Origin of the sequence: Plectonema radiosum NIES-515, from assembly GCF_025753815.1 — a bacterium.
Lineage (GTDB): Bacteria > Cyanobacteriota > Cyanobacteriia > Cyanobacteriales > Nostocaceae > Hassallia > Hassallia radiosum_A.
Genome location: NZ_JAOWRF010000175.1, coordinates 1 through 23,341 on the forward strand (window position 1 = coordinate 1; position 23,341 = coordinate 23,341).

Annotated in this window: 20 protein-coding genes and 1 other RNA gene; 4 read left to right on the plus strand and 17 right to left on the minus strand. The window is 43.9% G+C overall.

What is annotated here, in order from left to right; all coding sequences use genetic code 11:
- Window positions 1-45: 45 nt before the first annotated feature.
- The 3 genes from pyk to OGM63_RS11805 form a co-directional block, all read right to left on the minus strand.
- A complete protein-coding gene (pyk, locus tag OGM63_RS11795; protein WP_263745745.1) occupies window positions 46-1,476 on the minus strand; it encodes a pyruvate kinase in 1,431 nt (476 codons plus the stop codon).
- Between the two features lie 270 nt (window positions 1,477-1,746).
- Window positions 1,747-2,790, minus strand: a complete 1,044-nt coding sequence (gene gap / locus OGM63_RS11800) for a type I glyceraldehyde-3-phosphate dehydrogenase (protein ID WP_263745747.1) — start codon at window positions 2,788-2,790, stop codon at window positions 1,747-1,749.
- A gap of 198 nt (window positions 2,791-2,988) precedes the next feature.
- Window positions 2,989-3,144, minus strand: coding sequence for an anthrone oxygenase family protein (locus tag OGM63_RS11805; RefSeq protein WP_263745748.1), 156 nt, complete (start codon window positions 3,142-3,144; stop codon window positions 2,989-2,991).
- Between the two features lie 229 nt (window positions 3,145-3,373).
- On the opposite strand from OGM63_RS11805, the gene ssrS reads away from it, so the two are divergent.
- A non-coding RNA gene (ssrS, locus tag OGM63_RS11810) (6S RNA) lies at window positions 3,374-3,556 on the plus strand.
- A gap of 79 nt (window positions 3,557-3,635) precedes the next feature.
- On the opposite strand, the gene OGM63_RS11815 is transcribed toward ssrS, so the two are convergent.
- Window positions 3,636-4,448, minus strand: a complete 813-nt coding sequence (locus tag OGM63_RS11815) for an MOSC domain-containing protein (RefSeq protein WP_263745750.1) — start codon at window positions 4,446-4,448, stop codon at window positions 3,636-3,638.
- A gap of 182 nt (window positions 4,449-4,630) precedes the next feature.
- Between OGM63_RS11815 and OGM63_RS11820 the strand changes: the two genes are divergently transcribed.
- Window positions 4,631-5,776 carry a DUF58 domain-containing protein gene (locus OGM63_RS11820; RefSeq protein ID WP_263745751.1) on the plus strand — a complete coding sequence of 382 codons (1,146 nt, stop codon included), beginning with the start codon at window positions 4,631-4,633 and terminating at the stop codon, window positions 5,774-5,776.
- Window positions 5,777-5,804: 28 nt separating this feature from the next.
- Here OGM63_RS11820 and OGM63_RS11825 read toward each other — a convergent pair whose 3' ends face one another.
- Complete coding sequence (locus OGM63_RS11825; protein ID WP_263745753.1) at window positions 5,805-6,515, minus strand: winged helix-turn-helix transcriptional regulator; 711 nt, start codon at window positions 6,513-6,515, stop codon at window positions 5,805-5,807.
- Window positions 6,516-6,624: 109 nt separating this feature from the next.
- Between OGM63_RS11825 and OGM63_RS11830 the strand changes: the two genes are divergently transcribed.
- Entirely contained in the window at window positions 6,625-7,386 is a 762-nt protein-coding gene (locus tag OGM63_RS11830) for an SDR family oxidoreductase (RefSeq protein ID WP_263745754.1), read from the plus strand.
- A gap of 29 nt (window positions 7,387-7,415) precedes the next feature.
- Here OGM63_RS11830 and OGM63_RS11835 read toward each other — a convergent pair whose 3' ends face one another.
- The 12 genes from OGM63_RS11835 to OGM63_RS11890 all read right to left on the minus strand — a co-directional run bounded on the left by OGM63_RS11835 (window position 7,416) and on the right by OGM63_RS11890 (window position 22,024).
- The gene (locus OGM63_RS11835) at window positions 7,416-8,003 is read right to left on the minus strand and encodes a GNAT family N-acetyltransferase (protein ID WP_263745755.1); all 588 of its coding nucleotides are present in this window, start codon (window positions 8,001-8,003) and stop codon (window positions 7,416-7,418) included.
- Window positions 8,004-8,125: 122 nt separating this feature from the next.
- Window positions 8,126-8,725, minus strand: coding sequence for a MiaE family protein (locus OGM63_RS11840; protein WP_263745757.1), 600 nt, complete (start codon window positions 8,723-8,725; stop codon window positions 8,126-8,128).
- Between the two features lie 88 nt (window positions 8,726-8,813).
- Window positions 8,814-9,248 (minus strand): hypothetical protein, encoded by a 435-nt coding sequence (locus tag OGM63_RS11845; RefSeq protein WP_263745758.1) that lies wholly within the window; start codon window positions 9,246-9,248, stop codon window positions 8,814-8,816.
- 191 nt (window positions 9,249-9,439) lie between these two features.
- Window positions 9,440-10,828, minus strand: coding sequence for a GlnX family signal transduction membrane protein (locus OGM63_RS11850; protein ID WP_263745759.1), 1,389 nt, complete (start codon window positions 10,826-10,828; stop codon window positions 9,440-9,442).
- 130 nt (window positions 10,829-10,958) lie between these two features.
- Window positions 10,959-11,741, minus strand: coding sequence for an FHA domain-containing protein (locus OGM63_RS11855; RefSeq protein ID WP_263745760.1), 783 nt, complete (start codon window positions 11,739-11,741; stop codon window positions 10,959-10,961).
- Window positions 11,742-11,844: 103 nt separating this feature from the next.
- Window positions 11,845-13,128: a vWA domain-containing protein gene (locus OGM63_RS11860; RefSeq protein ID WP_263745761.1), complete on the minus strand. Its 1,284-nt coding sequence runs from the start codon at window positions 13,126-13,128 to the stop codon at window positions 11,845-11,847.
- 73 nt (window positions 13,129-13,201) lie between these two features.
- Entirely contained in the window at window positions 13,202-14,158 is a 957-nt protein-coding gene (locus OGM63_RS11865; protein ID WP_263745762.1) for a PP2C family protein-serine/threonine phosphatase, read from the minus strand.
- A 39-nt stretch (window positions 14,159-14,197) separates the two neighbouring features.
- The gene (locus OGM63_RS11870) at window positions 14,198-16,375 is read right to left on the minus strand and encodes a serine/threonine-protein kinase (protein ID WP_263745763.1); all 2,178 of its coding nucleotides are present in this window, start codon (window positions 16,373-16,375) and stop codon (window positions 14,198-14,200) included.
- Between the two features lie 172 nt (window positions 16,376-16,547).
- Window positions 16,548-17,750, minus strand: coding sequence for a coiled-coil domain-containing protein (locus OGM63_RS11875; RefSeq protein WP_263745765.1), 1,203 nt, complete (start codon window positions 17,748-17,750; stop codon window positions 16,548-16,550).
- A 163-nt stretch (window positions 17,751-17,913) separates the two neighbouring features.
- Complete coding sequence (locus tag OGM63_RS11880) at window positions 17,914-19,131, minus strand: AIPR family protein (protein ID WP_263745766.1); 1,218 nt, start codon at window positions 19,129-19,131, stop codon at window positions 17,914-17,916.
- A 188-nt stretch (window positions 19,132-19,319) separates the two neighbouring features.
- Complete coding sequence (locus OGM63_RS11885) at window positions 19,320-21,164, minus strand: cyclase family protein (protein WP_263745767.1); 1,845 nt, start codon at window positions 21,162-21,164, stop codon at window positions 19,320-19,322.
- Window positions 21,165-21,460: 296 nt separating this feature from the next.
- Entirely contained in the window at window positions 21,461-22,024 is a 564-nt protein-coding gene (locus OGM63_RS11890) for an FKBP-type peptidyl-prolyl cis-trans isomerase (RefSeq protein WP_318528450.1), read from the minus strand.
- Window positions 22,025-22,806: 782 nt separating this feature from the next.
- On the opposite strand from OGM63_RS11890, the gene OGM63_RS11895 reads away from it, so the two are divergent.
- The coding region (locus tag OGM63_RS11895) for a photosynthetic reaction center family protein (protein WP_511041085.1) at window positions 22,807-23,341 on the plus strand (535 nt) is incomplete at its 3' end.

Genomic DNA, 23,341 nt, shown 5'->3' on the forward strand with positions numbered 1-23,341 from the left:
CACTCTCCCCATCCCCCACTCTCCCCAACCCCCCATGCTACGGGGTCATGCAGAAATTGGCTGTCCAATTGTATGCACTTTAATTAAACTGGTTGTGCCTGATTTACCAACAGGGACACCGGAGGTAATCACGACTTTATCACCGTTGTTTGCCAAACCCATGTCTACAACACTTTTTACCACATTCGTAAACATCTCTTCGGCGTTGTGGACTGGGGGAATCAAGCAAGGAACTACACCCCAAGAAAGTGCAAGCTGACGGTAAGTGGTTTCTTCTGGTGTGAGGGCAATAATTGGCGTTGTCGGACGGTATTTGGAGACTAATTGTGCTGTGCTTCCGGAAGAAGTGTTGCAGAGAATTGCTCTGGCACCTGTTTCGTAAGCGACGCGACAAACGGCTTCGGCGACAGATTCAGTTACACTGAGACTACCGCCCTTGTGAGTCCAAGAATTTCTAGCACCTTCTTGTAGAGATTGTTCTGTCCGCACGGCGATATTGTGCATCATTTCAACTGCGGCGATCGCATATTCTCCCACAGCAGTTTCCCCAGAAAGCATCACAGCATCCGTACCATCCAGGATAGAGTTAGCAACATCGGTTGCTTCGGCACGGGTGGGATCGGGAGCGCTAATCATCGACTCTAACATTTGCGTGGCAGTAATTACAGGCTTGCCGGCTTGGTTGCAGCGACGTGTAATATCTTTTTGAATTAGGGGGACTTCATAAATTGGTATTTCTACCCCCAAATCGCCACGGGCAATCATAATGGCGTCGGCAATCTCTATAATGCGATCTAAATCTTCTACTGCTTCTCGTCTTTCGATTTTGGCGATCAGGCGAATATTAGCACCTGCGGCTTCAATCATTCGTTGGGCGGGTTCTAAATCTTGTGGCGATCGCACAAAGGAAACTGCTACCCAGTCTACACCCAACTGAATGCCAAAGCGCAAATCGAGCAAGTCTTTTTCGGTAATCGAACTGATGGGTAAAGGAGTTTCTGGCAAGTTTACACCTTTGCTGGTGGAAATAACTCCACCAATTTTCACCAGCGCTCGAATTTCATCGGCATTGCGATCGCTGACAATCAACTTCACCCGACCATCATTAATTAAAATCGGTTCACCAGGTCGCACCATTGCAAATAAAGTCGGTAGCGGTAAAGGCAATTCATCAATACTGCTACCTTTCTCTTGCATCACAAAAGTGACTTCCTGTCCAGCCTCTACAGTTAGTCCTTCTGGTGGCAAAACTCCCAAGCGAATCTTCGGACCGCACAAATCTTGCATGATAGCGATCGGTTTTTGCCTATCTGTGCTAATCTTCCTTAGATAATGAAGCGTTTGCGCGTGGAATTCATGCGCTCCGTGGGAGAAATTCAACCGCGCTACATTCATTCCCGCATCTACCAACGCTTCCAGCCGTTCGGGTGCAGATGTCGCAGGTCCAACAGTACAAATAATCTTGGTTCGACGCATAAAGTTTAGGGGTTCGGAGTTTAGGAAAGCAAATATTCAGACAGCGCGTCAAAAAATAACTCTAATACATCCTGATTTGCTGCCCGTGCGGATTACGCTACCCCTCAGAAATACGACGGTTTATGTCAAGTCAAGAGTTTTTAACTAATGACTATCTAATACACCTTGATTTACTGCCCGTGCGGATTACGCTACCCCTCAGAAATACGACGGTTTATGTCAAGTCAAGAGTTTTTAACTAATGACTATTGACCATTGACTAATGACTAATCAACCGGCAGCAACACGTTCTAACAGACCTTCTTTTTGTGCCATCGATAACATCAAGTCAACTACACGATTAGAGTAGCCCCACTCGTTGTCATACCAGGCAACAACCTTGAAGAAGTTGGAATTTAGTTCCATACCAGCGCCGGCATCAAATATACTAGAGCGGCGATCGCCTTGAAAGTCGGTAGAAACTACTTCATCTTCTGTGTAACCCAAAATACCCGCCATTGCTCCTTCGGAAGCTGCCTTCATAGCCGCACAAATTTCTTTGTAGCTGGTGGCTTTGTCTGTCTTGAAGGTCAAATCAACTACAGATACATCCGGGGTGGGGACTCGCAACGCCATACCAGTTAATTTACCCTTTAACTCTGGTAAAACCAAAGCTACGGCTTTCGCGGCTCCTGTGGAAGAGGGTATGATATTTTGTGCCGCACCGCGACCACCCCGCCAATCTTTCTTACTCGGACCGTCTACAGTTGGCTGAGTGGCTGTCATCGCGTGAACGGTGGTCATCAAACCTTCAGTCAAGCCAAAATTGTCATTAATTACTTTGGCGATGGGAGCTAGACAGTTTGTAGTGCAGCTGGCATTAGAGACGATCGCATCTTTTGCGGGGTCAAATATGTCATGATTGACACCAACTAACAAAGTGCGAACTTTATCTGGCTCTTTCGTTGGTGCAGAAATTACAACTCGCTTCGCACCAGCTTTTAAATGGTTTGATGCTCCTGACAAATCAGTGAAAAGCCCCGTAGATTCCACAACATAATCTGCACTGAATTTACCCCAAGGCAATTCTGCCGGATTCCGCATCGACACGCAAGGAATAAAGTGTCCATCGACCACGATCCCATCGTCTTTTGCCTCAATCTTGCCCTGATAAGTTCCGTGGGTTGAGTCGTATTTTAATAAATAAGCCAAGTTATCTGGTGGTACTAAGTCGTTAATCCCCACAAACTCGATATTGGGATTATTCATACCAGCACGAAATACCAACCGTCCGATGCGTCCAAATCCATTGATGCCAACTTTCAGTTTAACCAAGATTAACCTCCTATAATAGACCTCTTTAAGAAATCGGGAAAAGGGGAGTGGAAAGTGGGGGGAGCGGGAGACGGGGGGAGGGGAGTATTATTCAAAAGTCTCCCTCATTCCCCTCATCCCCCTTGTCCCTTTCTTGAAAAGGTCTACTTTTTACTCTTCACTTTCCGATCCTGACAGTCTAGATGGGTTATGGCATATTTAATTGGCAAATTTTAAGGTTTTGGCAATCAGGCAGAGTGCCACCATGAACAACGGATTGATCGCTTTGATATTAATCGATTGCATGACGGCAATACCTTCGTTGGGCTGGAGTCGTCCAAGGGCATTCATCACGAAGGTCGAAAAGGCAAACAAGATGCCAGTGCCGAGAACAGCTTCAATGCGAAAAGCAAGTGATTACTGGTTGCCATAAAGCCTCAATTAGATTACGCTTTAGGAATCGCGCTACCGCAAAGCTATCTTCAAACAGTCCATAGCGAACAATTAAGCCATTTTCAACTGTGAACTTGATCGATGCTTTCAACGTACCGCTTATTTTCCAAATTAAACACACAATATCTTTTTGACAGCTATAATGGGTGAAGTTGCACTAGGACGTTGGTGACTGCCATCAAGTTTTTTGATCTATGCCTTTAAAGAAAAGGGAGCCAACTATTCTCGTGGCAGTAAACCGAGCAACGACTCGGAAACTTTAAACGAGGAATTCGGTTCCCACCTGGATAAACCCAGGTCATAAACTTAGGTAAAACGGCGTCGCGGTGAACTTAAAATTTTTAGCTACCACAGTCAGCAAAAACTGTGGTATCTTTTAATTATATAAATTATTTATCAATGAGTTAATAAAATTACGATGTTTGTAACAGGATTGGGAGCAAATTACTGCCGATCGCTACATTCCCATTACTAATAACTTTCGCTAAAACTCCTGTTTGGGTGTGGTGAAATTGCTTTTGGAGTAAAGTCAGCAGTCCAATATCTCGTTCTCCGGTTTCTGGATGCACCTCTATATTTAAGCAGCGATTAATTCTGGCAGTGATCTCAATTCTGGCTGTACCAAGTTGCATTTCTTGCCCTACCCAGTCAAATTCTCCCCATGCGGGTACACCTTCTACAACTATATTCGGACGAAAACGCCGGACATCAATTTGTTGTCCGGCTAATTGACTTAAATTATCTATAGTTGCTTGACTAACAAGGGAAATATGGACTGCTTCTCGATCGGGATAGCGAGTTTCGTTAAACATCCCGACAAATTGTAAGGGTGCGCGGTTGCTATTTCTGGCAGCGAGGCTGGGGGAAATTCCTGCGAGATAGCCGGTGAAAAATGTCGAAATGCGATCGCGTCCAATTTCTGTTTTCGTATCGCCAATCAATAATTCTACACCTTTACCCTTGACTCTAAGAATACCACTCGCTTCTTCATACTGACAATCTAAAGCCGCTAAGGAATGCCAATCGTTTTGCATGATGAAGTTTTCCTTCTTCATCCACGGCACAATAGTAGATTCAACGTTTATTTTATCTTGCTTGTACATTAAGGCAAAAGAGCGATCGCCTGGTATCCCATATCCAACTTGCAAGCTGACGCTCTCTTGTGGTTTGGGTGTTAAACCCTTCACAGGATGGATAAATAACTGCTTAACCTCTGCTTGTTTCATTAGTCAAATAACTTTCAAAAGTGAAGTGCGATATAGCACCCCCATATAAGTTTACCTTTAAACCGCTAATTTATCCGTGAGAGCGCACTTGAGATGCTACTCTTTTTGATCCCCTAGGCATGTATGAAAGCCAAACCTGGAATCCTGTGAATTTTAGGTGGTGTTGGGTTAAAAAGGAAACTATGAAAATCATTAAACCCTTGATCAACTGGTTAGAAACCCGCGCTTGTGCCCCTACACACAGCGGTTGGGTCTTAGCGGGAATTGCAATTTGTTTTTTTGGGGCTGGTATCAATACGATGGCTGGTTGGTTGTATGTGATTAGTGGGGTAAGTTTTGCCTTACTAATTGTTGCAGCCGTTTTACCACAGCGATCGCTTGTCGGTTTAGTTGTCAAACGTCGTTTCATCAATCCAGTCTCAGCAGCCGATGAACTGACGGTAGAATTAGAAATTCGCAATCACACAAAACAGCCTGTTCAGTTGCTGCAAGTTGAGGATATCTTGCCGATTGTTTTGGGTAAACCAGTACAGCAGCCAATCGAAACGATTCAAAGCCAAGGCAGTTATAATTGGGTATACAATCACCCAACTGTGCGCCGGGGTGTTTATCGCTGGCAGACAGTCGAATTAGCTACAGGTACGCCTTTAGGATTGTTTTGGTGTCGGCGTCAGCATGAATGCGCCGCAAAAGCGATCGTTTACCCGACTGTGTTACCCTTGACCAATTGCCCCCTAGTAGACGAAATTGGGCAAGACGATCGCAATTCATCCGATTTGCGTGGTAAACCTTTTCAAACAGCCATAGCCGGGTTAACGCGATCGCTTCGTCCCTACCGCACAGGCGATCCCACTCGTCTCATCCACTGGCGAAGCAGCGCTCGCCACGGAGAATTACGGATACGAGAATTAGAAAAAGTTACAAACGGACAAAATATAATTATTGCCCTAGATAGTGCTGCAACTTGGGAAGAAGCTCACTTTGAAGAAGCAGTAATTGCAGCCGCTTCACTGTATATTTATGCACAACGCCAGCAGATACAAGTGCAACTGTGGACAGCAGCCACAGATTTAGTTAAAGGCGAAAAAATGGTTTTAGAAACTTTAGCCGCAACTCTAGCTGGAGAAGAGAATATCACAAAAGCTCCTAGTAACTCGCCTTTAATTTGGCTGACTCCAAACCCTGCGATCGCATTTCTTCCTAATGGTAGTCGTTGGGTGCTGTGGCAGAATACATCAAAAGAACAAGTCTTAGGAAATTGGGATTACCCAGGAATTATTATGCAAAGCGATCGCCCATTGCAACTTCAACTGCAAACAGGGTACTAGGGACTCTTGACTGGGTACTTGGAAAGACCTACATATCTTTCCCAATTAAACTAGCCAAGGTAGACACCATTTCTATAGTTTCAACGGGTTTGGGAATATGAACAGCAAACCCCATTTTAAATGCTCGCCCACGTTCTCCAGAATTATTACCAAGAACGATCGCAACCATTGCCATCTTTTGCTCAACTTGTTTAAGTTTGACTTGAGTTGTCAGGAAATGAGCTTCATTGTCATTTAGGGAAGTTAAATCGATTAGCATCGCATCGGGTTGAACTCGATTGAGTAAATCGGGTATTTCCTGAAGATTTGTTACAGCGATCGCTATACCCAGGCGTTCTTCAAGACTGGTGCAAAGAGCTGTAGCATCAGTAGATACAACTAAAACTTTTGTGTTTTCTAGGCGACAGTAACTAAATTGATACCCTACCCGATGTACTTTCCCCCATTCGCACATTAATTCGGTGATGGGAGTGAAAGTTTGACCATGAGGGGTGAGAGCATATTCTACGCGGGGTGGTGACTCTGGGAATGATTCTCTGTAAATTAAACCCTCTTTTTCTAATTCTCTCAATTGTTGGGTCAAGACTTTCTGGGTAATGTTGGAAATTAATAACTTTAACTCACCAAAACGTCTCGCATCTCGTCTTAGCCACCAAAGGATCAGGCATTTCCACTTGCCACCAACCGCTTTAATCGTTACTTCTACAGGGCAGGAATAGTTTTTGATATTAGTATCCATTTGGTAACTTTTAACCCTTGCATATTATAATTTATCGGCTCGTTGAAGACACCAAAACCAAAATTACTAGTGTTGATCATCTGGCAAAATACCTTAAGGAGAACAGGAAATGCAAATTAACGGTGTAGTTGCATTAGTCACAGGGGCAAATGGTGGGATCGGTTCTCACTTTGTAGAGCAATTATTGAATTTGGGTGTAGCAAAAATATATGTCTGCGCTCGTAGCGTTGGCAAACTTAACCCTGTTGTTTCACTCGATCCTGCTCGCATTTTCGCAATTGAATTGGATGTGACGAATCCGAAATCAGTTGCAACAGCAGCAACTCAGTGTCAAGATGTGACTCTTGTAATCAATAATGCGGGAACCTCCCTCAATCAGGGACTGATTGCTGCATCAGATATCGATAGTGCACGAGCCGAAATGGAGGTCAACTACTTTGGGATGTTGTCTATGTGTCGTGCTTTTGCACCTATTCTCAAAGAACATGGTGGGGGTGCGATGGTCAATGTTTTGTCACTGCTGGGAAAAGTAAATTTGCCGTTCAGTGGTTCTTACAGCGCTTCTAAAGCAGCTGCCATATCGATGACTCAAGGCGTGCGGGCAGAACTTTCCGCACAGGGTATCCTAGTAGTTGGCGTGATGCCTGGAACTGTGGATACTGATTTAGCGAAGGAATGGCCCAATCCCAAGGTATCACCTGGGGATTGCGCCAGGGCTGCTCTACAGGCAGTTATTGATGGTGTGGAGGATGTTTATCCTGGTGAACAGGCTACACAGGTTTCTGCACAATTACTAAGCGATCCAAAAGGTGTTGAGAAATATATGGCAAGTTTTTTACCTGGCATGGTGTTAGCAGGTACTGATGCTTAGGACGCGACATCTAATTTAGGAGTTAAAAGTTATAACTTTTTAACATAAACGCGATCGCATCTTGCGGTTTCTACACCTGTTGCTGGCTGATAGCCACTGCTTTCATACAGTTTTACAGCTTCGGCTAACACGCTGGCGGTTTCAATCCAAATTTGCTGGAAACCACGGAAGGCGATCGCTTCTTCTAGCTGTTGTAACAAATATTTACCTAGTCCTAAACCCCTCGCGGTGGGTAAAAGATACATTTTCCTGATTTCTACAGCTTTTTCGCCACGATGTATGGGGTAGTATGCGGCAGTACCTACTATTTTATTTTGGTGTTCAATTATATTAGCCTGACGACTAAAGTCGGGGCTAAACGAACGAAGCCTCCCTTCGGAGGCTTGAAGATTTGTTATTTCACTTGAATCCTTGGTGGATGTGAGGTGTTCAATTACCCAAAATTCGCCACCTGTTGCTAAGTAGCATTCTTCGACTTGTAATACATCTCGATCTGCACCGTTTGGTTCCCAGCCCAGACCGTATTCTGATAATACAGAACGAATGACTTCAGATGCGGGAGTGCGATCGCGTTCTTCCCAGTTACGAATCAGAAAATCTTTATAGGTGTTTGTCATAAAATTAGCGCTCTTTTATTACTCTTGTCAGAATAAATTTGAAACCCTATTTTCAGGTTAGTCCGCGTAGGCGGACGAGCGTTTGTGTAGCTGCGACTTCCAGTCGTCAGTGCTTACTACGGTTAACTATGAATTCTTGGTTCTGGGTGTAAAGTTGATAATAATTCACTTTCGGCGATCGCTAATTCATCTAACCGTTGCATGACAATTTTCCGGTCAAAGTAAGTATCAGCTAAAACCCAATAAGTTCCGAAGTGTCGCGCTTCCGATGCCATCAAACCGCGATAAAATTTAGCTAGTTCGGGTTCAAGACAATGGGTAGCTAATAATCCTAAACGTTCGTGACTGCGAGCTTCAATTAAACCGGTGACTAATAAAGAATCTAAAAATCGTTCTGGTTCTTTAGGTCGAACTTGTGCTTTTAAACCCGCACCGTAGGGAGGTGGTGATAATGGGGCAAGGGGGATGTTGCGACGTTCCAACCATTGATTAACTAGCTCAAAATGTTCTAATTCTTCACGAGCGATCGCAGTTAATTCCCGTACCATTTTGGTATTGGAAGGGTAGCGAAACATCATGTTTAAAGCGACACCCGCTGCTTTGCATTCGCAGTGGGAGTGGTCAAGAAGAATGATATCTAAGTTAGCGATCGCTTGTTCTATCCAAGCAGAACTGGTAGGTTGTTTGAGAGTGTTAATTGTCGGTAATTGAGAAGAAAGCACAGGTTAACAAAACTCCAGATATTTTAATTTAACATCGTAGTGAGGACTTCAGTCCTCTCATATCAGGACTGAAGTCCTCACTACGAATTTAATACAAACTACATTCTGTTGTAGTGTATGGTTTAATAACGTTTTGAACAATGTTTTTCTGACCGACAAATTCCTTTCCGTAATAACCATCATCGAAACCGCGAGCGAATTCACCACCAGCAGTACGTGGTTTGTAATTTTGACCTTTTTTAGCGCTGCTCTGTCCTTGACGGTAGCCATCGGAGTAAGCATGAGGGTGATATCCGGGGTCTTCGTTAACCTGCCATTGAGTTGTAGGAAAACAGTATCTTGCTGGCTCTATGGGGTAAGGATAGCGACGGTAATAGGGATATCCACGGTTATAGGGATACCCACGGGAGTATGGATATCTACCATAATTGTAACGCCCATGAGCTTGAACAGGCTGATTGTTAAGTAAAAAACCAGTAGTAGCAGCCAAAACTACTAAACTAGCGGAAATAATTTTTTTCATAGTTGCAGTCTCCGGAGTTGAATCACTCCTGGTACTTTTAAGATATCGTTCAGAAGTTTTGAGCGACATCACCAGATAGGGTGAATAATTGAACTGGGGACTGGAGACTCGGAAGAAACAAATTCAACACAAAAACAAGCTCCCCAACTTCTTCTGTGAAGTCGGGGAGATGATGAACTATACATTTGGGATTAGGTAGAGTATTCTTTCAAGCGTGGGAGCAATCCAAATAAAGTTAAAAGAGCGATCGCACTCAGCGTTACTGGGGTGATATACTCAAAGCCATCTACTTCTTTAAAGCCTTGCTTAATTGCTTTGTCAAAGGCTGCTTGGTTAATATCAAAGCTTTTTTGATTAGCCTTTTTCAATTCATCAAATGCCCAATTAGATTGTCCTTTGTTATTACCTAAACAAAGTGCGATCGCTTCAGTATGTTTCCCACTGCGTTCGAGTTGGCGGATTTGTTTATCAATAGCAACATAAGTACCTAAAGTTATGAGGTTTTTTACTGTTGCTTCTCGTTCACCAGCAAAGGTAAGATTTTTTACTTGGTCAGCTAACAAGCCTGTGAACCCATCTGCTTTGTAGTTTGGGAAGTTTGGTATCGATACTGCTGCGGCAACGGTCTCAAAAGTCTCACCATCAGGCAATTTAGCAATTTTGTTTATATTGTTGAAAAAAGCCTGTTCGTGATTCAAAGCAAAAGCTGAATCTAGTAAATAGCGACTTTCGGTACTATTGGCAATGTAACCTAAAGCGCGTGCTTGTCGCAATGCATACATAGAATTGAAGGCATCTTCCTTAGCAATGCGGAGATTTTGGGAAGCCGAAAGAAACGCACCTGTTGTGTAATTTAAAAAAGCAATAGCGATCGCAGTCGCAGCCAACAGCATAGGATTGAAGGTGCGACGAGTCCGCTGACTGAGAAATATTTGTAACCCTATTAATACGCTGATGAGTGCGATACCAGAAATCACTATAAAAAATAGCGATTTGCCAGAGTCAAATTTTACTTGATTGTATGTAACATTTAAAGCGTCTACGTTCACCTTATCCAGTGCGTCAGCGGCTGGTAATAGCTTTTGATCCATAATTTCCGCAGCACTTCGATAAGCAACCAGCATATTATTAGGATCGCGGCGTTCGTGAAAATCACGCGCTTGCTGAATCTTGGCAATGTAATTACCTAATTCTAATTGCAAAGTTTCAATCGGTTTTCGCTCTTTATCCCCGTAGGTAATATTCTCAGCAGCAGCAACTAGCCTTTGAGTGAGTTTCTCATATCGCTCATTGTAACCCTTAACAGCATCTTGGTTTTGTCCAGATGGTAGTAGCAGTTCATTAGCAACGTAAGCATCCATACCCGCTGCTGCATCCTTGAGACGTTGGGCAGTGGTGATACTTGGTGTGGCATCTTTACCAATTGTGTTAATAGCGTGCCGTTGTCCTTGGATGCCGCTAATGGTAGAAACTAATATTAGTAAACTTGTAGCCCAAGTTAAGTACAAGCCACCTTGAAGCAGTTGTGGAGTATTTAATTTCTTAATTGCTTTATTTGAAGCTGTGATTATCTTACTCATATTTTTGGCGTTGCTGATTTCAAGTATGAATTTGTTTCACGCAAAGACGCAAAGACGCAGAGAATAAGAGTTGTAATTATAAGTTTTTTGAATTTCATTCCTCAATTCGGCAATGCCATATTTTTTATGTTTATAAGGGTTCAGGGACGGCTTTGACAACGATTCGAGTCCAGTGTCCTAAAGTAAATTCGTCTCCATCTTGCAATAGGGTATCTACCATTGGCTTCAATTCCACCCCGTTCAGCTTGGTACCGTTAGAAGAGTTAATATCGCGCAGAGTTAAAGAACCGTCTGACTGAAGGTTTAACAAAGCGTGCCGATGAGAAACAGCATTGTCAAAATCCAAAGCAATTTCTGGTTCAATTCCTCTGGCTTGGCTATTGCGACCGATGAGGTTATTTGCCTTGTTTAGACGAAATGCGTTAGCGAAGCTTACCGAAGGTATCGCTTGTTGATTTGTCGGCGGTTCTGGGCTTTCTGGATGGCGTAGGGATGGATCGATTGCGATCGCAAGTTCCCAGGTGATTGGAGGTGAGGAAGACAAGGGGGAGGGGGAAGACAAGGGAGAAATTTTTCTTTGTCCCCCTTGTCCCCCTTGATCACGCAGTCCCCCCCTGTCCCCCTGTCCCCCTGTCCCCTCAACAATGGGCACTTCCCCATGTGCTAGGGTGACGAAGTTGTAACCGCAAATTTCACAAAAATCGCCGCTGTTGGGTTCGCGCTGAACACTGCAAGCTGGGCAGGTTTCGAGAGTTATGTTTTGTGGTATTTTTGGGGCGTAGACGCGCAGCGGCTTGTCGTCAGACATCGCTTCACCTGCACCGAGAATCTTCACTCCACACTCTGAACAATAATCGCACTCGGTTGATTCGTGACCTTTGAGACACTTATAGGTAGAGATGTCATTTGTCATTTGTCATTTGTCCTTTAGCTTGAAAATTTGACATCGACCGCTCTTTTAATATGCGTTATCCAAAACCCCTGTAGAGACGCGAAATTTCGCGTCTCTACATTGGCTAATTTTGCGGTTTGGGAATGCGGGTAGTTTTGGTAGAACGAGTTTCTAACGCCATTTCGTCTTCTTTGGCAACAGCTTTTTTTAATCGCACTGTTCCTGTGGGTGCATCTTCTATATCAACTACAGTTTTTAAGAGTTTGGCTGTTGCTTCGTTACCAGATTCATGGGCAAGTTTTACTGCTTTGCCTAACTTGGCAGTGGCAATTTCAATATTACCTTTCGCACGCGCTTCTAATCCTTCTTGAATCGATTGGGCAAGTTCTGCTTGTCCGGTGTAGTGAGCAACTCGTCTGTCAATTTTGGTCGATTTAGCATCATCGTCAGTCCAAGTTGCCAGAATGCGTGCCTCAACAATTTTGGTTTCTACACCGTTGTTTGTGTAAACTAAACTTGCGCGACCGGCTAACATTTCATCACCAACGTTACCGGGATTAACTTCGATACAGAAGTGGTAATCACGGGATTCTTGTTTTCCCCAAGCGCCGGTGGGATAATCTACTACTTGGGTCTTGACAATTTTGGCGCGGTGTGTAAGGTCAACAATATCGGGACTTACTTGTTTGCAGAAAAGTATTTTTGCTCCTTGGGGAGTCCACAAGCGCATAGCGACATCGCTGACATCTTTGCTCATGGCTTTCTCTAAAATCGCTCGGAAGTCAACTTCAATCATTTCGGTGTTGGGGATGATGTCTGTTGTACCGAGCAATTTGTTAGCGATTTTCTGGAGTTGGGCAACTCTCCAATCAGTACCGACGCCTCGACAATCACATTGAAAGACTCCTTCACAAGCTTGGAGAATTTTATTGAGTTTAGATTCGTCTGAATCGTCGTTTTGTCCGTCTGTAAGTAATAATGCTTGACGAACGGCGTTTGGCATTTTTTTGAATTGTTCTAAAGCTTCACTCAGCCAGGTTGACATGAGTGTGCCACCGCTAGCATAAATTTCTTTGATGGCAGCGATCGCCCAGGTTTTTTTTTCTGGGGTAGCTTTTGACACTGGGCAAATCACGCTGGCTTTACTAGCACCTGTGACGATGAAGAAGTAGGCATCTTCTGGCAGGAGATTTACGACTTTGACTATTGCATCTTTGGCTGCGTGAATTTTTGCACCTCCCATTGAACCGGATGTGTCGCAAATTATACCGAATAATCTGCCGTTGTTGGGGGTTGCAGCTATGCCGTCACTGGCTTGGACGGTGACTGTCATGATGGCGTGAACTTCTCTGGTGTCTTGGGGTAAAAATTGGTTTTGGAAGACTTCGGCTTTGAATTGGTTGGGCATGGTGTTTGGTTATGAGGATGGATTTAACGAACCGCCAAGGGCGCCAAGGACGCCAAGGAAGGAAAGAAAGGGTTTATAGGGAGAGGAGGGCGACGGTGATGTTGTCGTGTCCGCCGCTGTGACGGGCGAATTCGACTAGTGATTGGGAGATGGCGATCGCATCTGTATTTGATGTCTGCTGTATCAGGTTGGCGAGTTTTTGTGGTTGTTCTGCGTAGTTCCACAGTCCATCGCTACACAGCAGTAAATATCCGGAACTGGGAATGGTAAAATTGATGATGGTGGGGATGGCGTCGTCAATGGCATCTGCGCCTAACCACCGGGTAATGGCGTTCGCTTGGGGAGATTTTCTTGCCTCGGCTTGTGTCATTTCACCGGCTGCTACTACTTCACTCACCCAGGAATGGTCTTTTGTCAGTTGTTGGGAATTATTCCCAGAAATCCAATAAGCGCGGCTATCACCGAGCCAACCGATGGTAGCGGTGTTCTGTTGAACTACGGCAGCGACAATGGTGGTTGATGGCGGCTCTGAATTGATACTTTTATTATAAGCAATATTACATAGGGATGAGAGCGCAGCAGCCACGGCTGTTTTGATGGCTGATTGGGGATTTTCTTGTTGTTTGATGGCGGTAATTAATGCTGTAGAAGCGCTTTCGGTGGCAGTTTGAGCGGCTATATGAGGATTGCTAGAACTGGAAACTCCATCACAAACTATCAGGATATGGGTGTTATTATTGACGCTTTGCAGGGCAAGGTAATCTTCGTTGCGGTGGTGTCTGAGTCCGCGATCGCTTACTCCAGCTAAATGCGAGTCAATGGTTATCTCAAGTCGCTCTTGAACTTCTTTGCGAAATCCACAAACCGAACAAAATCCTTCGTTATCAATCGCTTCTGATTTCGCACCGCATTTTTCACAACCAATTGCTGTTAAGGATGTACCGCATTCTTCGCAAAATTGATCGCTTTCTAAAACAGAAATACCACATTTCGGACATTGCATCATAACATCATCATTAGTAGATTTCATCTGCGTTTATCTGCGTTTATCTGCGGTTAATTATTCATCTCAAATCAGTGTCCTTGGTCGCACGCGATTTGCTTCATCAACTAAGCGAATCTTTTCTTCTTTATTTACCAGATGTGCCATGTCACGCAAGGCTTTTTCCAATCCTTTTCTTAAATGTATTTCTTGGAATGGCTGTCCTAAAATCTTCATGTCGTCAGCAGCTTTGACTCTCTTCGATGTAAGCAGATTTAGTGCCGTTTCTAACAGTTGTTTGGTTAATTTATGGCGATCCATTCCTTCTAAAGTCAGCGCTTCAATTGCCGTGGAAGCAGCTTGTAATTCTTGAGTTCCTGGGGTAGATTGCTCGCGATTAATTAAGGTTCGGGCAATTTCCACACGCGATCGCGTAAACAAATTTGAACTTTGCGGCACTCTTTCTAAAGCCGCTACCGCACCGTTACGATCGCCAACAGCACTCTTACATCGAGCTAACCCAAATGCCGCTGATACATAACCCAAATCGGTACGGGATACCAAGTTATACATCTTGATTGCTAGTTGATAATTTTCCGCTTGTTCTGCCGCTAGCGCTAACGCCAATTTCGGCGCAAGTTCCCCCGGTAGGTCAAAATAAACTTGGTCGAATGCTGCTTGTGCTTCTTTAGATTTGCCTTGCCGCATTAGCGATCGCCCACGATACCAAAAAATTCGCCAGTCCCAAGCATCTTTCGCTTCAACTTGTGCTATAATCTTTTGTGCTTCGTCGTACTCAAAGATATCAATCAGGCTATTTGCCAATCGCAGCAATGCTTCGCTGGAATTGGGAGATAGTTTAACTGCCATTTTTAAACTGTCTACTCGTTTCACCGGATCGGCGATCGCACTCGCATTTACAACTGCATTAAACCCAGAATCCTCTGAATCTAACATCGGCACGGGCAATTGCTGATAATCGACTTTTATCGGTTCCAAGTCATTACCGTTACCCAGCGCTAGCATATCTCCACTAAAGACGTTACTCGCAGATGGACGCGGAATATTCGTGCTAATTGCTACTACTTCCCGCAACACACCCAGCAGTTGATCTGCCATTTCATCTGCCGATTGAAAGCGATCGTCGGCGTTTTCAGCGGTGGCTTTAATTAAAAAGCGATAAAGTGATTCTTGTTCGGCAAATATTGGCTCTTCTTCAGCACTGGGTAGGGTATATAAGTGTTGCTTGTTAAAACCTTTAATATCAGTTAGCAGCACTGCCAAGCTTCTACCAACGGTAAATAAATCTGATACAGCCGTCGGTCCCTCCCCAGCTTCCGGAGCGCTGTAGCCGACTGTGCCATAAATATCACCATTAGGGTCATCAATTCTGCGGACACCACCTAAGTCAATTAACTTGACATCCCCGCCTTCAATCATGATGTTATCTGGCTTGAAGTCGCAGTAAACTAAACCTAAGGAATGTAAATAAGCAAATGCACTGAGGATGCGGTGAATGTAAGCGATCGCTTCTGCAACTGGTAACGGTCCGCGACTTTTGCGAATTTCTCTCAAGGTTTTGCCGCCGACATATTCCATAATAATGAAACCTTCACTACCGTGGTTCACGAAGTTGTAAATGCCGACAATATTCGGGTGTTTCACTACTGCTAAAAATTGTCTTTCAGCGACGGCAACCGCTGCACTTGATGCATCTTCGGTGTTGAGCAATCCTTTCAGGACTACGTAGCGAGAGAGAATTTTATCGAAGCCTAAATAAATCCAACCTAAACCACCGTAAGCGATCGCTCCTTTAACTTCATATTGCCCAATAACTAAATCACCGGGAGAAAGCGAGGGAATAAAAGAATACTTCTGTCCGCACTTGCTGCAAAATCCCTTTTCTCGTCGTAGCGAGTTATTACAATTCGCGCAAAAGCGTTTATTTTCGGGCACCATCGGATTCGGGATGATGGCTTTTTCTGGTTCGGTGGAAGGCAGTTCGGGTACGGATATCAACCCAGCACCCAAGTGCTTGCGGGTACTTCTAGCTGAGGTTGTACTAGTACGTCGCGAACCTTTAGAACGATTGGTTAGTGGGGAAGAACCCGTCCCCGTGGTGACAGACGAAGTTCTCCCTGTAATAGTTGCGCTTAGTCTTTGGCTACTGGGAACAGATTTTACTGCCGCTAGTCCGCAGACGTTACAATAATCATCTTCAATAGTACCAGTGCAGCCATTTTTTGTGCAGCGATCGCCGTCCATTACGACTCTCCTATATCGAGTTATCAACAATTATCGTAGAGACGTTCCGACGGAACGTCTTTACTCGTAGAGACGTTCCAGTGGAACGTCTTTACTCGTAGAGACGTTCCACTGGAACGTCTCTACAATATGTGTGATTAGATAAATATTCCCTTTTGTGGTTATATTTCTCTCATGGCTTGCCATTTAAACGTTTTTCATATTGAGAAACTAATTCAGCGGCTTTATTTAAAGGAGTTGGACGACTGTAAAGAAGTTGCTTTGCATGTTTAGCCAGTTCTGTTAAAATAGAATCTTCGATTAATCCCCGTGCCAGCGCTTTTGCCTGGAGTGCGTCGAGCCTTCCGCGTAACTCTCGACGAGTTTGTAGGGGAGCGTTATTAACTGCATATGCTTGTTGTTCTGATGCTATATATTCTCTAGCCTTAATAGTCCAATTGTCTAAACCAACGATAATTGGATTCACTAAACCTCCAGCCAATTTAGTTTCTAACTTCATAAGCCATTGTCTAAGCGCTTGAATTTGCTCCTCCGCTAAAGGAGGAAGCAATATAGAGTGATCCAAGACTTTATCCTGACATTCCGCAAAAGCTGCGATCGCTTTAGTGTGAATTTCTTTTAACTGCTGTAACAAATTGCTGGCTATCGCCAATTTATCGCGAATTTGATTTTTTTGTTTGATAACTTGGTCTAAAGTCGCTTTTACCTGAGCCAACATCGGCTGGACTTGCTCTTGAAACACCGCACTCGTTCCTAGAGGGTCTTGTTCTATACTTCTACGTAAAGAAGCTAACGCACTCGCAGCTTGAATTAATTCACTTTGGCAATCTTGATTCAGCGATATAGCTAAATTTTGCAAAGAGAAAATTTGCGCTTCTGCATCCCCAAGCATCACTTCCATTTGTGTCCAAACCTCATCAACAGCTAAAACTGCCCCCCTAGCTACAGAAAAAGCATTTTGCATCCCTTCAAGTAGCTGTGCGGGAGTGATTTTAGTTGTGTTAGCACCAGTCAAAAGTTCTCTTTGTGATAGCGGTGTTTGCACCACAGGTAACTCAATTGAAGCACCTGTGAGCAATTGTGCAATTTCGGCAATTTTTTGTGTTGACAAAAAACGCGGTAACTGCTGTCGCAGCTTGATTGCTTTATCAACAGTTTGCACCAACAAGTCGAAGTGTTGAAACAAATCGTTCATCGCTTCTAGTGCTGGTGTTACCCGTGTTGCCGTGATTCCCGTGAACTTGACTGGAGGGAAACCAAAACTACCGCTCATTCGCTGATAAGTTGGTAATTCTTGAAGTTCAAGGAGATTTTGACTTGCAATATTGACTTTATTCTTCCAATCGGCTATTAATTGGTCAATTTCAACAGTCACCGCGATCGCTCCTGTAAAAAAGAGGCTGTATCAAACGCGAGCATCTCAATTTTATACCCAACACCAAAATAACGGAAAACGTTGCCGTAGCCGCGTGCCTCTCAAAGATAAGTCTACCGCAGAGAACACAGAGGAGCCAGAGAGATGGGCGTAAGTTTTATACTTAGTAAACTGCAAGTTTTTGTGCAAGTGGTGTCTCTCGATAAGTTGCCAAAATTTCATCGCGTTCGGTCAGCGCTATCATGCACAAATCTCCCCAAAATCCGGGTTGACGATAAACAGTAGTAATCCCGTTATTTCCCCTGCCTTTTTCTTTTTTTAACTCGTTCCGCACAAATATCCACAGCTTTTGAGTAACTTGAGTCCCAAAGCTGTCAAAGGGTAATATCCACTCATATTTATCATCCAGAAATACCCTAAAGGCAGAAACGATGGGCAATGCTAATATTTCTGGGGCACGAAAACCATAGGCAGTGCCATCCAATAATAAGGAGTTGCTATTTATCGAGATCGAGGCTAAGTTACAACTTCCTTTGACTGAAGGATGGTTGAGATATTCACTTAGCAAGTTATACACTTGTTTTTCAATCCAGAACCCTTGAGGGAATAAAGGTAGTAATGAGTGCATTCGTTCAACCGCATCTGGATTATTTAGGTTTGGAGTGGTAAGACTCCACGGATGTTGGGACATTCCGGGACGAGCAAAGTTGTACTTCACTCTGTCCAAACAAAGAAGAATTTTACACAAATGCAATACGGAGCAGCGATTGTCTTTTGGTACTCCGGTTTGATTTTGGTAGTAGGCAACTTTGTAATGTTTACCTTCTCTAACTTCTAATTCTTCTAGGTAATGGCGGATAAATTCAAACCCACCTTTGGCATTAATTTTAGAACGACGGTCTACGCTGGAAACTGTGTTGGCTGCTAGGGCATTGAGGGCTACGTCTTGTTGGGAAGCACCGCAGACAATTTCTAATTTGACTCTGGCTGGTTTTAAGTCTGCCCCTAGGATTTTAGCACTGCTAAAGGCAGCAAGAGTATGACCGCCGTCATATATTCCGTGACCGCGAAAGTCTTCTGATGGCTCTAAGCATTCAATCCACAGTCCTTGAGCGCCTTTTTTATCTTTATGAGGAGTTACGCGTTCTGCGGCAATTTTGATGCCGTTGTTTCTAGAAAGAAATTTATCAGGTGCAACTATTAAAGTATCGACAATTTCTTTAAATGTTGTTGTTCTCTTGTTGGGTTCTCTGACATTGGGGGACAAAGAGATGTCTGTGGGAAATGTGTCAACAGGGGCAACAGCAACAAAGAATTGATGTTCCGAATCTGATTTGAGTTGGGTAAAATTGTCTACGGGTATGTAAAACTTTTTGGTCATGGTCGGTGGTTGTTGTAAATTGCAGAAAATGAGCTACAGGCTTATATAGCAATCCTATTTCATTTGTGAAAATTGGCAATCTGAAGTCCCCGACTTCGAGGGAGAAGTTGGGGCAAATCACTTTTCAGATTGTCCTCAACTCCGCGAACCTTTGCGTCACGAGTGCGTTGAAATTCCCAGCCCATAAATCACCGCACTAACGCCAAAACCCCAACCGGAGAACCAGAACCACCCCGTAATAATAGAGGTGCGATCGCAAGCCTTGCTCCCAGTGGTGGCAGTTGATCCAAATTGGTCAAATTCTCCAGCACAATGCGCGGTTTCTCCAACACCAGACGGTTAATAGCAAACGTGGTATCTTGCCCAGAATCTACACCGTGGGTATCAATTCCTACCCCAGCAATTTGACGCTCATCTAGCAAAAACTGGGTAGCATCAATGCCAAACCCCGGAAAATGCAGACTTCCTTCAGCATCCTGGTTAAAAAATGCATCTTTATCACGCCATTTCTCTTGCCACCCTGTATACAGTATTACTACACCTCCTGCGGGAATCTCGCCATATTCTTCTTCCCACGCGAGAACATCAGCCACAGTCAGGGTATAATCAAAATTAACTGTGGTTTTGGTGCGAATATCTATAACCACTGCCGATACAACCAACGACTCAGCAGGGTATTTGTCGATTCCCACACCAAAACTGTCAAAACTTTTAGGAGCGTTCATATGAGTAGCGCTATGTTCCCCCAAAGAGAAACGTCGCAGGTAATAACCATCTTTTTCTAATTCCGCTACAGTATCCAATTCTACAGGAGGGTCGCCTTGCCATTGGGGAATATCTGTATCAATTATGTGACTTAGATGGATGACGGAGGATTTTGAACCGCAGATGAACGCAGATGGACGCGGATATAATAAAGAGTATCCGCGTTTATCCGCGTCCATCTGCGGTTGAAATTCTTTATCTTGAATTGGCGATCGCGTTAACTGCTCTAGTGTTGCTTCCATAACTGCGGTAGTTTGACCTGTTACCGTAAAAACCAGCGCTTCTCGATATATTCGTTGTGCCGGATGATGCATGTAATTAGCGGCACCGCTGGAAACGGTAACGGCTGCATGAGCGATTCGCGTTGCTAAATCAATTGCCCAAGCTCGCATTTGCAAGCATTCTGCTATTCCTATCGATTTTTTTTGGGCTTCTCTAATCAGAGTGCGACACTGGGTCAATTCTTGTAATAAAGATTCAAAAGCATTAGTAATAAAAGGTAGTGATTTCTTCTCTTTAGCTGCGTCAATAATATCTAAACCAGCAAAAGCGCATCCTGTAGCTAAAAAAGTTGCCCGCAAAATGTTGTTTTTATCGTTTTCGTGAATCCATCCGGGTGGTTTAATAAAAACTACCTGCTCTTGAGGTAACAACCAACGAGTTAAAGTGGCAGATACAGTATTGCTTGATGTCATTGCTGCTAGTTGTGCTGGGGTGGTAAATGTGATTTCACCTCTCGATTTTTGAGATGTCTGCACAAAAGGGACGATACCAAAAACTGCACTCCCATCAGGTAATGTCGCAGCGATGATAAAATGTTGAAATAAGTTCCAGCCAGTTACCCAAGGTACAACTCCATTTAACTGATATCCTCCCGCTACAGGTACGGCTAAGGTTAGGGGTTTACCTTGTCGTCGCAACTGAGAGAAACCGACTCCGATTAAAAGTTGACCGTTGCCCATCGGTTTCAGGTATTCTTGTTGTAATGCTGAGTTGCTACTAGCAGTCAGCATCGCTGCCGCGCTTTGATGTTGGGTTTGCACAAAGGCTAAAGCCCCGGAATATCTGGCTATTAATTCTTGAAAGTCCCCAAAAGTCGCTTCAGTGAGTTGTTTGTTACTCCGTAGCGCTAGTAAACCTAACTTTCCCAAACCTTGGAGTGCTTGATATAGCGCTTGTGGGTTGCTGTCTATTTCGTTAGCTTTGGGCGCAACTTCCTTTATTAAGAAGGAGTTGGTAATATCTAGGAATTTGCGATCGCAATCCATAATTTTTTGCTAGTTCACCTATTGCCGCAAGGAGGCTCACATTGTACCCCATAAGGCTCAGTGTTGAGAGTAATTGCGGGTCAAAAACGAGTGGTTGTCTGATCTCGACTTTATCCATTTAAGCTGCATAAACAGAAACTAGATAAACAGCAAACAAGTAAGAAAACTGCTGACTCTACCCAGTTCCTAGAGGATTACTCAGATAATCAACAAACAAGCAGGAACGGTACGGATGATTGCCAGTTCCTAGAGGATAAAAACTACTCCTCTAGGAAAACCCGTAGAAATCTAGTGATTTATTTGATACCCAGCAATTCGACATCAAAAATCAGTGTAGCGTTGGGAGGAATTACACCACCAGCACCACGCGCACCATAACCTAACTTTGGGGGGATGATTAATTTGCGACGACCGCCCACTTTCATGGTGCCAATTCCTTCATCCCAGCCTTTAATCACCTGTCCAGTACCAAGTGAAAATTCAAATGGGACACCGCGATCGCGTGAACTATCGAATTTAGTACCATTTTCTAAAGTACCTGTGTAGTGAACTGTGACGGTTTGACCTGTTTTTGGTGTCGCACCAGTACCAACTTTTAGTTCTGTATATTTTAATCCAGAGGAAGTGGTAACTACTTTATTTGCGCCAGTCGTAGTTTTTTTGGGAGTGGAACTAGGTGTGGAAGCAACGATTACACTTGCTTCGGTTGCTGCTACTAATGGAGTACTCGTTGCTTGTCTTGCTCCCAAAGTTTGTTGAGTATCAAAGAGTTGCGTACAGGCTACCATCAAACAGCAAACACTCATCAATCCTGCACGCCATAATACCGCTTTCAACATCAGTTCCATGATTGCTTGCATATAATAAGTAGATTTTACAAGTCGGAGAGTGTAAATGAGAATGCTTCAATTGCCCATTAAACCCAAAATCATAGTATAAAAGCTTCAAGGCGATAGTACAAACCGAATGTCATTAATCTAGAGACGGATTGATGCGATCGTCTCCGGCGGGCGGGTACGCCATCGCACTCTTCACCCGTCGTAAACGATTGCACTGCCGTAAACACACATGAGGCAGCGATCACAACTGACATCAACTATCAGCTTCATAGTGCAGCTTATATTATCAAAACAACCATTGACAGCTTTTTCTTGTATTGGACGGTACAGAGCGATCGCACGAATTTTTTGGCGTTGCTGATTTTAAATATGAAGAAATAAATTTTGACGCATTATTCTAACATTAAAACCCGCCTTTGTAGAGACGTTCCGGCGGAACGTCTCTAGCAATAATTAGGAATTTCATATTAATATTCAGCAACGCCAATTTTTTTCCTCTTCCTCAACAAGCGATGATTTGTTGGCTCAGTTTAAAGATGTGTTGCGATCGCACTTCATGCGGGCGCTCCCGCGCCATCGCCAAAACCCAACAAACATTAAGCACCCTTCATGCTATGAAGAAAGCAGCCATCACATGAGTGTCTATTCTTTATGAAACCCCCACTGATAAGTAAAGCTAATTGCTTAGGTAAGAATTACTCAACTGAAAATCCTTGTAACAATTTGTAAAGTGTCTTAGTATATGAATACAGCCGACTAAACACCGACTGATACATACATCTTTTAACCGCAATCATAAACTCATGACCACAACCTTACAACAGCGCCAAAGCGCCAACGTTTGGGAACGCTTCTGCACCTGGATCACCAGCACAGAAAATCGTCTATACATCGGTTGGTTCGGTGTATTGATGATCCCCACCTTGCTAGCTGCAACCACCTGCTTCATCATTGCGTTCATCGCAGCACCCCCAGTAGACATCGATGGTATCCGTGAACCCGTAGCAGGTTCTTTGATTTACGGAAACAACATCATCTCCGGTGCAGTTGTTCCTTCCTCTAACGCGATCGGTTTGCACTTCTACCCAATTTGGGAAGCAGCTAGCTTAGACGAATGGTTATACAACGGTGGTCCTTACCAATTGGTAGTATTCCACTTCTTGATCGGCGTATTCTGCTACCTAGGTCGTGAATGGGAACTTTCTTACCGTTTAGGTATGCGTCCTTGGATTTGCCTAGCATTCAGCGCACCTGTAGCTGCTGCAACCGCAGTATTCTTGATCTACCCAATCGGACAAGGTTCATTCTCTGACGGTATGCCTTTGGGTATCTCCGGAA